The organism is Streptococcus sp. SI1 (genome assembly GCF_030439945.1).
GTDB lineage: Bacteria > Bacillota > Bacilli > Lactobacillales > Streptococcaceae > Streptococcus > Streptococcus intermedius.
Genome location: NZ_JAQFJE010000001.1, coordinates 107,087 through 121,032, shown reverse-complemented (window position 1 = coordinate 121,032; position 13,946 = coordinate 107,087). Strand labels below are relative to the sequence as shown.

Genomic DNA, 13,946 nt, shown 5'->3' with positions numbered 1-13,946 from the left:
AATATATAAAGTAATATGCGACAATAAGAAATGGCAGTTTGACTGATAAGTATCAACACTGCCATTCAACTTCATTAACGAATTTCTCGCGTTTGCGATAGTTCTTTATACCAGTAAGCACTCTTTTTAGGGTAGCGCTCCTGTGTTTCAAAGTCAACATAGAAGAGACCATAACGTTTCTCATAGCCATTTGACCAAGAAAATACATCCATCAGCGACCATAAGAAGTAGCCTTTGACATTGGCGCCGTCCGCAATAGCATCAGCTAAAACTTCCAAATGTTTTTTAACATAGTCAATCCGGGCATCATCATAAACCGTATTATCTACAAACTCATCTTTATAGCCTAAACCATTTTCTGTGATGTAAATTTTCTTATAATTTGGATAATCTCGCTTAATTCGCATAATTTGGTCATATAAACCTTGTGGATAAATCATCCAATCCCAATCTGTACGAGGAACATCTACGTCAAATTCACGACGACCAACACCTTTTAACTGATATTTTGAGCCACCTTTATCTCCTTTAGAATTATGACTAATTTCAGTTTCTCCATCAAATTCACGCATCCAATCGCTCATATAATAGTTAATTCCCAGAAAATCATTCAAATCCTTAGCTGCTTCAAGAGCAGTAAAATCTTCATCACGCAAATCCAGTTCTCCACCATTGACAGCAAGAATATGATTGACACCTTCAATTGTTTTTGCTGAATAGTGACCAAGATAAGTGGCATCCAAAATAAATTTGTTATGAATGATGTCTTCCAATTCTGCTGCTCGTACATCGCCAGGATTTTCAGGATTATAAGGATATTTTGTTGGCAAGGCATGTACAATACCAATTTCTCCCTTATACTGTTTCTCTTTATATATCTTGATTGCCTGAGCATGCGCCACCATCATATTGTGATGAGATTGGAAAACTTTAGCAAAATCATAGGTGATGCCTGGAGGAAATTTCCCTACCATGTATTGTCCTTCTCCAATCGGACCAATTTCATTGAAAGTTGTCCAGAAATTAACTTCAGAAAATTCTTCAAAGCAAAATGCTGCATAATCTACAAAATATTTGATATTGTCACGGTTGAGGAAATCACCATTTGCATGAAGCGCCTCTGGTGTATCAAAATGGTGCAAGGTAACAAATGGTTCAACATGTCGTTTATGGCACTCCGCAAACAACCGGTGATAAAATTCAACACCTTTTGGATTGACTTCACCATACCCCGCTGGAAAAATACGAGACCAAGCAATTGAAATACGAATCCCATTTACACCGAACTCTTCCGCCAACTTTAAATCAACAGGATATTTATGATAAAAGTCACTGGCAGGTTCTGCTGTATACCAGTAGTTGTCTTCTAGATACTTATCCCACGCAACTGGGCCTTTCCCATCGGTGTGTGTTGCACCTTCTGCCTGATAAGCAGCCGTAGCACCACCAAATATAAAATCTCTAGGCAATGTTTTCGTCATGCTATTCTCCTTTTTGCTCAAACTGTTCTTGGACAAAGGCTAATGCACCTTTTCCATCACGGGTCAATTTAATGTACTGACCACCCTCTGTCTTAGCAAGTTTAATTCCTAATTTATCAGTTTCAATTTTAATATCCTCATAATTAGAAGCAACTTGAGGAGCAAGAATGACTAATTGATATTCTGGTAAAATATCGCGGTGAGAACCATAACTTCCTGCCGCCGCTGTCACAGGGACATTGTATTCTTTCGCTGCTTTTGTCAAGGCATTTGCTAAAAGACCGCTCGTTCCACCACCAGCACATAAAACGAGAACATTGGTTTGTTTTGAAATATTAGATTTTGCTTGCTTGTCAAAACTCTTTTCCAAAATCGCATCTGCTTTTCTCGTATCAAATTTTTCAGAAACCTTTTCTTTTAAATCATCAGAAACTTTGTCATTGAGTTCTTCTTCTAAAATTTGATTGTCATAAACTTTAACAAATGGATAATAGATAGCAATATCGACAAGAATGAGAGTAATCGCTAAAACAAATGACAACGGTGCGAGTGCTGTTCCCATGACAATACCAATTGGTGCTGGCGTTGTCCAAGGTAGGATAATACTGAAGCTGTTCATCCGCAAAACATCTACAAAGAACTTCATAATCCAAACATTGATAATTGGTGCAGAAACAAATGGAATAAAGAAAATTGGGTTCAAAACGATTGGAGCCCCAAATAAGATTGGCTCATTTACACCAAAGAACGTTGGCACAACAGACGCACGTCCAATCACCTTGTTGCGTTTTGATTTACATAACCACATGAACATAAACGGAACAACCAGTGTGGCACCTGTACCACCCATAGTAACTATAAAAGTCTGTGTTACTGGATTCAAAATTTTATCTGCATGCATACCCGCTTGTACAAGCTTAACATTTGCTTCAATATTTGCATAACTGATTGCTACTATCAAAGGTTCAACTACTGAAGGCCCGTGAATTCCAACAAACCAAAAGAAAGCATAGGCACCAAACACAATCGCCAAGCCGATATAGCCATCTGTAGCAGAAAACAGTGGTGCTAAGATTTTACCAACAGATTCTGCAACATTAGTTCCCAATGTTTGCCGAACAATTAAATCAAGTCCATAAAGAGACAGAATAGATAAAGCAAATGGAATCACATCTTTAAATACCTGTGCAATATTTGGTGGTACTTCTTCCGGAAGACGAATAGTGACATTATTTTTTATACATACCTTGTAGATATTAACTGTGATAAAAGCAGCCAGAAAAGCAGTCAGCAAACCTCTAGTCCCAAGAAGGCCATTTGCAATACCATTCTTAATTGGATCTGCCGCCAACAGCAACAGACCGCAGACTGCAGCTAACATCGTTGAAAGAAAGTTAATTTGATTGGTCTTTTCCAATTTACGATTGACTGAATCCGTTAAAGATTTAGCAGTTGTTCCTGCAACTAAAACTGCCAAAAATCCCATCGTATAATTATAAGGTTTCATAATGAGTGCTAGATGTGCAGGCGCCCATTTAAAACCAAATATATTTGGTACAGCAGCAATCAGTAAGAAAATACTGGAAAACAAAACCGCTGGCATGCTGGCTATAAAACCATCACGTATCGCTTGCAAATAGATATTTCGAGAAATCTTCTCAAATAAAGGTTTTGCTTTTTCAATCTGTGCAATTAAAGTATTCATCTTGTTGCCTCCTTTTTGTATAGTTCAATGAAATGCTTCATTAAGTCTTTCAATAATAATGTTGTCATTAAATGATCTTGTCCGTGCATCATGGTAACACTATAAGCCAAATCTTCTCCAGCCGCTTCTTTTGTCAGTAAATCAGTCTGTGCACGATGCGCGTCTGCAATGCAGATATCTGCTTCTTTTACTAACTTTTCTGCCTGTTCAAATTCACCCTTCTGAGCAGCATTTAAAGCTTCTAATAATTTTGAACGAGCATCGCCTGCATAAGCTACGATTTCAAAGCCAAGTAATGTTATTTCTTCCCTATTCATTCGTATATTTCCTTTCCTATGTTTAATAGATTTATGTTATAGCAATCTTTGAATATGTAAAACTAAATATACACGCTCACTTTGATACAAATCAACTCCTGTCTCACGAGAGATAATATCATAAATCCCTGTCGCAATTTTATATGCCTTAGGATAGGTAAGCCTGATTTGAGTTTCCATTTCCCTCAAAGATCGATTATCATCCCGACTTCTATTCAAAGAATCCAAGAAATAATTCAGATGAATCATGAAACGATCATAAAAGTTACTATTCTCTTTTGTTCTTCTAATTTCATTTCGTCTCAATTCTGCTTCAACCAAAATTAATAATTCTTTGCGCTGATCTAGATGCTGTTGTCCAACTGTGCTTGTCGTTCCTTCTGCATTGATAAAATGAAAGGCAATCCGACTAATTTCATCATCCGGAAAACTATCCAAGATTCGTTCTCGATATATATCAACCGCTTCTTTAGAAATCTGATAGGGAATCGGATACTTATCAGACGCATCTGGTAAATCACTTTCTTTATAGTTTCCCTGTATAACAGCTTGATAGGCACAATAAATATGATCTGCTAATGTGATGTAGATATACTCTTGTACTGGATAATTGTACTTTTTAGACAGACTTTCAATGATATCATAAGTAATTGTGATAAAGTCCAAAGGAACATCTTTTAGAAGTGCAACAAAATTCTCTTTTGATTCCTCAGTTCTCAAATGAAAGATTTTCTCGATCTTACTTTCAAGAACAACATCCCCTTTCTTTTTATTAAATGCTATGCCGCTACCAATCAGCATCACTTCTTCATGATGTTCATTTTTAGCTAAAGCAACATTATTATTCATAGGATGTACGATTCGGTACATATTATCCTCCTTACTGTATACTGAGTTTTCATAAAATAAAAAGTAACCACAAACAAATGGAAAATTAGAATAAATTTTTCACATTTATCTGTGGTTACGCCTAATGAAGCTTAGTAACGCTCACCCTATTTAATTGTATATTTATTATAACATAAATAAGTTATTTTGTAAACCCTTACGTGTTGTTTTTAAAACATTTTTTATGAAGTAAACTGCTACTAAACTTTTTATGCTATTCAAACTCTTTAGAATATCGTTATTTTTTCTTTCGATTTTTCTTGACAAAAAATCTCAAAACAGCAACTGAAGCTAAGATTGCAAAACCAACGAATGTAAGATTTGAATTTATCGTATTTGCTTTAGGTAATGAATTTCCTCTTGTTTCCTCTGCATCGTTAGAATGCTGATTAGTTTCTGCCGAAGAAGAATTCGTAGATGGAAGTGTGGATCCATCTTGCACATTTGGGTTCTTCGAATGAGAACTATCACCAGGAGCCGGTTTTTCAGGTGTTGACCCGTCAGGACTCTTACCCTCTTTATCTTTTGGATCTGGGGTCGCTTTGTCCTTTTTAAATTTTAAGATATAGGTATTTCCCTCGTTCTCTTGTGATTCTAAAATCCAACCAGCTGCTTTGCGTTGGGCAATTTCATCATCTATTTTTTTCTTAAAATCTGTCAATTTTAATTGTTTAAAGACGTGAGATTTCGCAAGTACTCCATTTTCCATTATTTTTAACGTATAATCTTTTCGCTCAATGGCAACTAAACCTTCACGTGCTGTCTTTAGTGCGTTTGCATAAGCATCAACTTTTGCTTGATCTGCACGACTTAAATCTCGATTGATAGAATCCATCACTTGCTTTAATTTCGCAACACTTTCAGAAGTATAATCTTCTAAGTTTTTAGGAACTTTACTTAACTCAGAATCTACCTGTTTATAGTTGGCTCGGAAGTAAGAAGGATTGCGTTCTACAAAGCGATCTATCCAACGAATGAAATTCTCTTTATTAAACGCTCTACTTGGCTCATCTGCCCAAGCAGCAATCATACTACCTAAAATTGGAATTTTTGCACCTTCAGATTTCGGTACAGAGTCTAGCGGTGTTTTATCCATTCCATTTAAGCCTTGTTCAAGATTATACCAGCCACTATGTTTCGTTTCACGTCCTAAAACATAATACCACGCATCATTCGTATTTAGAATTTTATGTCCTTTTTCTGATAGATACTTGGAGGAAGCTACAGTATATCCGTTCCAACCAGCTGTCCAATAAGAAATAATAATGTCAGAATCAAAAGTACCTGAACTCCTATCGTTATTATAGTAGAACCCATCATTAAATGCCATTGGTTTTAAATGCAGATCTTTAACAATTTTTGCTAATTCATTTACATAATTGATAAATTTAGGATAATTTCCCGTTCGTTGCAAAAGACCAAATCCGCTTTCCTTGCTGACATCATTTGCATATTCATCAAGACCAATATTAAAGATTTCGACCTTATTTGAGAAGTATTCAGCATATTTTTTAATGAGTGCTTTTGTAAAACGAACTGCATCCGAATTATTCAAATCAATCGTTCGTTTTGATTTTTTACCATTGTAACTAAATCGAGCATCTTTAATACCGAGTTGCTCCATTGCATCTAGAATAGCATCCATATGCCCCGGACTGTTAATCGCTGGAATCAGAGCAATATTCTTTGTTTTCGCATATTGAAGAATGTCATCCATCTCAGCTTGTGTCAAATGATTGCCATGTGGATCTTTATAATAAGCGTCTGTTCCATGTACAATTGCTGCTTTTACTTCATCACTGCTATACGTTTTTCCATTCACTTTCAGAGTCATGTCATTTAACAAGAATCTCAAAGCATCATTTCCTAACAGAAGATGCAGATGTGTATAACCTCTCTTGCTTGCTTCATCAATAATTTCTTTGATTTGAGCAACAGAGAAATATTTGCGCCCTGCATCTAATGAAATAGCTTTCATTAATGCCAATTTTTGTTTTTGTTCTGGATTTTCAGGCTCTTTTTGATTTGGATTGGCAGAAATGATAAAGGTTTTCTTGACAGTACCTGTATACTTGCCCATACCCGTTACTGTAACTGTGGCCACAGTATCTTTATCTGCTTTACCGATATTATTTTCATAAGTCAACTTATAATCTTGACCCTCAGTTAATACTTCATTTCCCACTTTCACAACCGGTTTTGGCGTAAGGGCTTGTCCTGTATAAGCTATTTTATCTTCTTTTAAGGTCACATTTTTATCTGTCAATGGTATTTCATCAGAAGCTTTTTGAGTCGTTTCTCGAACTCGCAGTTCACTAGCCGATATGAACTTCTTAGAATTATCACTCAGAGTTTTTACACCGACCAATTTGAGATAGCGGGCTTTTACAGGAGTAAATGAGGCTTCCTGCCATTTTTCAACATCTGCAAAGCGACCTTTTGCAACTTTAAACCAATCTTTATTATTTTTGCTAGCATAAATTTCATAATCAATAATCTTACCATTTTGGATTTTATCCATCCGCTCAAGATAAGCCAAACCATTGATTGTTCTTATTTTTCCAGTATCAAAAGTTGCCCAAAGATTTCTTGCAGAAGTGCCTGCCCAATCAGAATGCCACATGCTATCCACATTAAAGTCATTCGCATTTTCAACCGCATTCTCTGCACCCGGCTGAACAGATCCTGCTGACAATGTAATATCTTTTCTCGGAACATATTTATCTTTAGCACTTGCTTTCGGATTTTCTGGAAGCAAACGTAGTGTATAGGTTTCATGCTGCGATTTGTCTTCTGACTCTGTAAAGATTTTTGTTTCATCTTCCTTCGTCTGCACAACTGTAACAGCTACGTTTTTAGAAGGATTAGAAGCCGTAATTTTTCCTGAAGCTTGCGTGACAATGTCCTTTGTTAATTGTTTCCCTTTAATAACTTTATCGCCAACTCGAATTTCACTTAATTTAGCTTCATTATACAAATCAAAAGTTTCAATCGCTGTCATCAATTCAATTTCTGAAATACCAAGAGACGATTTTCTATTTCCCAAATCAATATTCGTACTCTTCACATTGATTTTAAACTCAACTGCCGGTACAGCTTTTTCTAGTTCATAAGTGACTAATACGTTGTTACCATCCAGCTCTTTTCTACCAACAACTTTGGCTTTAATATTCTCTGGTTTTCCACCTTTTAAACGACTCCAAGTAAAGTTAGCTGCTTCAAGTTCTTTTCCTTTTTCTGGAATGCGCAACGACCAATTATCTTTGTTATAAACAATATTCACCAATTTAATATTTTGGGCGGTAGCATAATTAAAGGTCAACGTTGCCTTTGGATTGCCTTTTTGTGCCTCGTCGTAATTTGACCATCGCGTAGAGTTTGGCCCAGAAGTTGTGTTCGGTACCATCTTGCGTTTGCCATCATTAACTGCCGACAAAGTATCCGATGTTGTAGTAGCAGATAAGTCTGTCGTCAACGGCGCAACATTCGTTCCGAGCTGAACACCTTTCTCTGCAACCCGAACAGTTATTGTTACCGGGAATTTATCTCCTAGTACATCTGCAACTCCTTTTATCGTTACAGTACCAACTTTATCAAAAATACTACTGGTTGGTATCTTCCATGTCACAGGAAATTGTGCAGACAATAGATTACCACTTTTCACATAAGCTTGCACATATTTTGGAAGATCTGGTACTCTGCCTTTTTCTACAGCTGTACTGATATTTTTCATAGCAGCTACATCTCCAACAATAGAAATCAAAATTTCTACTGTTATACCCGTATTTCCAATCTTTCCAAGCAATGTGAAATCTTTTCCTGAAGCCAAGCCTTTTGCTAATTGCTCTTTGTCAAAAGTTAATGATTCTTTTGATTCGACATTTTCACTATTTTTAACAGTGATTGTTTTTGGTAACTGAGGCGTTGCTCCTTTTTTCAAATAAATTGTTTTAGCTAGTTTATATTGATCAATATCTACAACTTCTTTTTTACCTGCTTGCACTTTAAATGTAACAGTGCTTGTTGTCAAACCTTTAGACTTAGCTGTAACGGTTACTGTCCCAGACTTACCAGTCATCTTCACAATGGCTAGAACTTTCCCTGAAAAAGCTTTGCGATTCGTATCTTGATAAGATTGATGATCAACAGCATTTCCATTGTCAACACCTACCAACTTAGCTGGCCCTGAAACCGAAAATTCAACCTTATTGTTAGCATCTGTTACCAAATTGCCTTTCGCATCTTGCACATCAACTCCTACATAGGCAAGTGAGTGATCGGTTACTTTAGAATCGACTTTACTTTCTAATTTGGCTGCTAATTTAGTCGCTTTCCCAGCCATCTTCACTTCTTTTCGGCCTTCTGTCTTGTTAATGACTTTACCATTTTCGTCATAGGCTATAGCTTTAAGATAACCTTTTTTGTATGGTACCTTCCAAGTCAAATATAAATTTTTATGCTCTGCTGCTTGCTTATCATTCCCTTTATAGATTTGATAACTATGTCCTGCTTTGGTAGTAACTTTTGTAAATGCCTTTGTACCTAGATCAGTTTCAACACCTTTATCGCTAACATGAACTAATTTTACTTTGGCTGCATTGGAATAAACCGCAACTTCTACTTTGCCACCCTCTTTTTTAATGAGAGACTCATTCCAAGTCCCTGGCAAAACATGAAGTGTTTTAACTTTTTGATTCCATTGGCTTTGGTAGAAATAGTAGCTATCTTTAGGGAAACCAGCTGTATCAACAATTCCGAAATAAGAACTCTTTGGAGCAGGCCATGTCCCTACAGAACCAGATCCAATTCCATTCCATGGAGTAGGCTCACCAAGATAATCAAATCCCGTCCATACAAATTCACCTGCTACAAAATCGCGCTTAATCACATCATACCAAGCTTCGCTCGCAAGATGTCCCCAGCCAACTTTGCTTTGATCGTAAGAACTTAATTGCTTATCTGATCGTTGTTCTTGATTCTTAACATTATAAACACCACGACTGTTAATAGAAGAAGCTGTTTCAGATCCATAGATGAACCAATTTGGGTTCAACTTATGTCCCTCATCATATTGGCTTCCATTTGCATAGTTATAACCAACAACACCTTGAAGTTTATTGTTAGTCAAGGCGTTTGCCATTCCAACAGAAGTAGTATCACGATTCTTTAAATAGTTGTCACCTAAAGTAGCTGGACGAGTTCCATCTACTTGGTCAATCCAGTTAATTAATTGTGCTATCAGTTGAGGATAAGTGCCTGCAGAAGCTTTTGAAGTTCCTTCTGTTACTTCATTTCCTGTTGACCACATAATAATGGATGGATCATTAATCCCGCTCCGAACCATTTGTTTAATATGGTACTCTGCCCATGTCTGATCAGGTGACTCTACATTTGATAACCCTTCTACTGAGTTTCCGATTTTTTTATCAAAAAAGCGTGTATAATCATAAGTGTTACCATTTTTATAGTCTCGCCAGCCATCAAAAGCCTCATCAATCAGTAACATTCCCATGCGATTCGCAATGTCTTTCAGGGCACGAGAAGCTGGGTTATGAGTAACACGAATAGCATTCACACCCATACGTTTTAGAATGCTAACTTGTCTTTCAATAGCATTGTAATAAGCAGCTGAACCTAAGGCACCTTGGTCATGGTGCATACTGACACCTTTCAGTTTCATCGTTTGTCCATTGAGTGAAAAGCCCGTCTCACTATTAAAAGATGTATATCTAAAACCAGTTTCTTGATCGACAGTCTGAATCTTTTGGCCATTTTGGTACAGTTCTGTTCTCAACACATATAAAGTAGGATTGTCAGGCGACCATAACTTCGGCTTGACGATTGAAAACTGTTGATTGACAGGTACTTGCTCACCTGATTTGACATCAACTGGTTGTGATAATTCTGATTCAGCAGCTTTTTGACCTAGACTACCGTCTTCTTTCCGCTCGTACAATATTGATTTTACACGAATCTGCGAAGCATTCCCTGATTGATTGTAAACCTTAGCAGTAACATGCACTTGACTTCCAGTTCCTGACTGAGCTGTCTGTGATAAATCTGGCGTTTTCATCACAATTCCATTGTCCGCCAAATGGACTGCAGGTGTAAATACTAATTGAAGCGAACGATAAATACCACTACCAGAATACCAGCGCGAACTTGGTATTTTATTCGTCACTTTAATAGCTATGGTATTCTCTTCCCCAACTTTTAAATATTTTGTTACATCAAAGGTAAATGATGTATACCCATTTGGATGAACTCCTAATGAATGGCCATTTACGAAAACTTCCGTTTCCATATAAGAGCCATCAAACTTAAGGTAGACACGTCCTTTTGCGATTGTTTCATTCACAGAAAACGTTTTACGATACCAGCCAATTCCGCCTAATTTATAACCACTCTCTGCTTCACCACTTTGGGTGTAGTCTTGTTTTAAACTAAAATCATGCGGTAAATTTAAAGTCTTCCAACTAGAATCATCATAATTCCTTTCTGATGCTCCTGGAAGTTCCCCCATCGCAAATTTCCACGCAGAATCAAAATTAACCGTTTTATCAGTTTTAAGGTAACGATTTACTTTGTACCATTGTTCTGGAGAGGTAGTGAAATTTTTTGACTGTTTTTTTTCAGATTGATTTGTCAACAACTTTTTAGTTGGTTCTGTCTTATCCTCTCCGTTTTTTAACCCAGTTGAATTCACAGTATTTTTTTCCTTCTGTTTATAAAGTGCTGCTTGTGTATAGGTTGCAGCATCAACTTTATTTGATAACAAATTATCACCATCTACTGAAAATACACTATATAAAAACATACTAGAAACGATGAAACCAAAACTCAGTATGAGCTTTCGGATTGAGCTACACCGACACTTTTTTAAACATTGTCCTCTCTTCATATATTTTCCTTTCATTGAATTGTTAACCAGTTGTAACACCAAAATGCTCTTTTGCTTACTCTACTCTAAATGAATCCTCCTATATTTAAGATTTCTATAAAGATGGAATGCTATCATTTAGAAAATTCCATAAAACAAGCAAATTATCAATGTTATAAAGATCTCAATTGAATCTCTTGTATAATATGTTTTACATCCTCCTTATCTACTTTTGGAATCCATTGCAGACAGTTCGCTGTCGCGTAAGCACAGGCACGAATGACTGCTTCTCTATCAATGAATCCTTTGTTTTCTAAAGAATGGCAAAGGCTGCCGAGAAAGAAATCACCCGAAGCAATAGGATTTTTGACTTGAATTTTTGGAAAAGTCAATTGAAACAGATCATCTTGCAAACGAGCAACAACCCCTTTACTACCCATTGTGACGATAAAATAGGGAATTTCTGCATACTCTTTCAAGATGTTTGCCACTTGCTCTACTGTATCAGTTGGTTTTCCAGTCAGATCTGTCAATTCCTCGTCGTTAATTTTTACAACTTTAGGACGAGCTAAGAAAGCTGCTTGTAAAGCTGTGCCGCTAGTATCAACTACTAAATTTACATTTTGAGGTAAAAGACGACTAATTTGTGCGATATAATCATCTGGCATACCTTTCATTAAAGAACCTGAAAAGACAACATTGTCACCAGGTTTGATAGATTTTAAAAGATTCGCTGTAAATGTATCCAGCAGTTTTTCATCTAAATCAAAACCTTTTTCATAAACTAGATAAGTCTTTCCAGTTTCAGTATCAATCGTAATCGTGCAAGTACGGGTATTTTTCACTACTCTGGTCACGACAAGCGGAATGGAGTTTTCTTTATTTAACTGCTCAATGTATTCCCCCATTTTGCCACCCAGCATTGTATGAATACAAAAATTTCCTTGCTCTTTGTCTTTCTCACAGTTCAAAACATAAGCAACATTGAAACTCTTTCCACCAGCATTTTCATGTACTGCGTCCGGACGATTGACTAGATCTTCTTTCAAATCATGTAGTAAAATAGTCCGATCCAAAGCAGGATTGGGGCAAACTAAATGAATCATTCTTTTCCTTTCTTTTTTCAAGCAAAAGCCAGACTATTTCAAAAGGAATAGCCTAGCTTATTTTATTCTATTATTCTATTTTGCATTTGCAGCATATTCTTCATTTCGTTTAATCATTTGTTTTCTATACCAAGCAAAGATACCGATATAAAATGCTAGAAAGGCAATAACACCAAAGATAGCCTTTATATCACCGGTAGTCGCATTCCCGATTGTCCAACCAAATAATTTTTCAATTGGTCCTTCAAGAGTAGAGTGAGTAATTAATTGTGTACTTGCTACACCTTTAGGAAATGCATCTACGCCTTTCGCTAAATCAGTAACAAATGGTGCAATCAGTGTTCCTGAAAGAAGGAATAATGGGAGCAACAACGTTCCAAATACAATCATGCGGATCAGCTTACCACGTGTTACAACAAGAAGCGCTGGCGTAACACCCATAGCAATGATTCCTGCAAGTGGCAAGATACCATTTCCCACTTTAGAAAGAAGAACTGCTTCAATCAACATAATTGGTGCTAAAACGTTAGCACATGCCCAAATTTCTGCTCGACCTGCGATAAATGGCCAATCCAATCCAATATTAAATTTACGTCCTTGAAGACGTTTTGTCGCAACATTTGTAATCCCTTGCGACAGAGGTTCTACTGCTGCGATGAACCAAGAACCAATAAGAGAGAATAATTCCAAGCAGACACCAGCAGTTAAGCCAAGAGACAACCAACCTTTGATAACGAGTGACCATTTTGCTGCTTCGGCAACACTAGATACTGGATGTGGTGTTCCCATAATCCCAATAACAATTCCAAGAATAAATCCAATAAAGAATTTAGAACCCCAGAAACCAATTTTCTTATTCAGCTTGGCAGCGTCAAAGTCATACTTATCCAGCCAAGGGAAAAATTTATCAAAAATCTTATCCAAAACCATGATGACTGGATTCATCATGTAGTTCATGTGAGTAGATGTCATTGGAGACGAACTTGGTGCATTGAGCAAGTCATCAAATGTTGGCTTCATTAAGTCCGAGTTAATAATTTTCATTACTCCAACGAGTACAACGGCAAGCGTTGCGACAAAGAGAGAAACACCTTGACTAACACCATTATTGTCCGCATACCATTTGATCAATAGACCTGTGATTGATAGATGCCAAATATCAAAAATATCAACATCTAAGGTATCTGTCTTTTTTGTAATCAACATCACAACATTGACGATGAGCATAACGAGCAGGAAATAAAGCGTCCAAGCAGAACCCCATGTAATCGTAGCTAATGGTGCCCAACCAACGTCTGTAATATTAAGTTGAATACCGGTGTTTTCAACAAATTTTGCAAGCGAAGCTGAGAATGCGCCATTCAGCATACCGATAATAGCGCCGATACCAGTAAGAGCTATGGCAAGTTTAATACCGCCTTCCAAAGCTTTGGAAAACTTCACTCCAAAACATAAAGCAAGTACTGTTAAAACTATCAACATGATGATTGGTGCGCCCATATCTAAAATGGGTTTAAAGAAGCGATTCGCTAAGTCAATAATGACATTCATAAAAAATCCTCCCGATTT

7 protein-coding genes are annotated in these 13,946 nt (G+C 36.8%); all 7 read right to left on the bottom strand.

From position 1 onward, the window contains the following. Positions 1-74: 74 nt before the first annotated feature. Positions 75-1,481, bottom strand: coding sequence for a 6-phospho-beta-galactosidase (gene lacG, locus PCY10_RS00665; protein WP_301558738.1), 1,407 nt, complete (start codon positions 1,479-1,481; stop codon positions 75-77). Between the two features lies 1 nt (position 1,482). Next, a complete protein-coding gene (locus tag PCY10_RS00660; RefSeq protein ID WP_003072071.1) occupies positions 1,483-3,186 on the bottom strand; it encodes a lactose-specific PTS transporter subunit EIIC in 1,704 nt (567 codons plus the stop codon). Next, on the bottom strand, positions 3,183-3,503 hold the full coding sequence (locus PCY10_RS00655) for a PTS lactose/cellobiose transporter subunit IIA (RefSeq protein ID WP_006268561.1): 321 nt from the start codon (positions 3,501-3,503) through the stop codon (positions 3,183-3,185). The genes PCY10_RS00660 and PCY10_RS00655 overlap by 4 nt, the downstream gene beginning before the upstream one ends. Positions 3,504-3,539: 36 nt before the next feature. Continuing rightward, complete coding sequence (locus PCY10_RS00650) at positions 3,540-4,373, bottom strand: PRD domain-containing protein (protein WP_003076334.1); 834 nt, start codon at positions 4,371-4,373, stop codon at positions 3,540-3,542. A gap of 256 nt (positions 4,374-4,629) precedes the next feature. Beyond that, positions 4,630-11,292 (bottom strand): sugar-binding domain-containing protein, encoded by a 6,663-nt coding sequence (locus PCY10_RS00645; RefSeq protein ID WP_301558737.1) that lies wholly within the window; start codon positions 11,290-11,292, stop codon positions 4,630-4,632. Between the two features lie 152 nt (positions 11,293-11,444). Next, on the bottom strand, positions 11,445-12,377 hold the full coding sequence (locus tag PCY10_RS00640; RefSeq protein ID WP_021002510.1) for a 1-phosphofructokinase family hexose kinase: 933 nt from the start codon (positions 12,375-12,377) through the stop codon (positions 11,445-11,447). 75 nt (positions 12,378-12,452) lie between these two features. After that, positions 12,453-13,928: a PTS galactitol transporter subunit IIC gene (locus PCY10_RS00635; RefSeq protein ID WP_003072056.1), complete on the bottom strand. Its 1,476-nt coding sequence runs from the start codon at positions 13,926-13,928 to the stop codon at positions 12,453-12,455. Positions 13,929-13,946: the final 18 nt, after the last annotated feature.

What these genes read in the sequence shown, in the direction of transcription:
- lacG (WP_301558738.1), bottom strand. Translation starts at nt 1,481, where the DNA reads ATGACGAAAACATTGCCTAGAGATTTTATATTTGGTGGTGCTACGGCT.
- PCY10_RS00660 (WP_003072071.1), bottom strand. Translation starts at nt 3,186, where the DNA reads ATGAATACTTTAATTGCACAGATTGAAAAAGCAAAACCTTTATTTGAG.
- PCY10_RS00655 (WP_006268561.1), bottom strand. Translation starts at nt 3,503, where the DNA reads ATGAATAGGGAAGAAATAACATTACTTGGCTTTGAAATCGTAGCTTAT.
- PCY10_RS00650 (WP_003076334.1), bottom strand. Translation starts at nt 4,373, where the DNA reads ATGTACCGAATCGTACATCCTATGAATAATAATGTTGCTTTAGCTAAA.
- PCY10_RS00645 (WP_301558737.1), bottom strand. Translation starts at nt 11,292, where the DNA reads ATGAAGAGAGGACAATGTTTAAAAAAGTGTCGGTGTAGCTCAATCCGA.
- PCY10_RS00640 (WP_021002510.1), bottom strand. Translation starts at nt 12,377, where the DNA reads ATGATTCATTTAGTTTGCCCCAATCCTGCTTTGGATCGGACTATTTTA.
- PCY10_RS00635 (WP_003072056.1), bottom strand. Translation starts at nt 13,928, where the DNA reads ATGAATGTCATTATTGACTTAGCGAATCGCTTCTTTAAACCCATTTTA.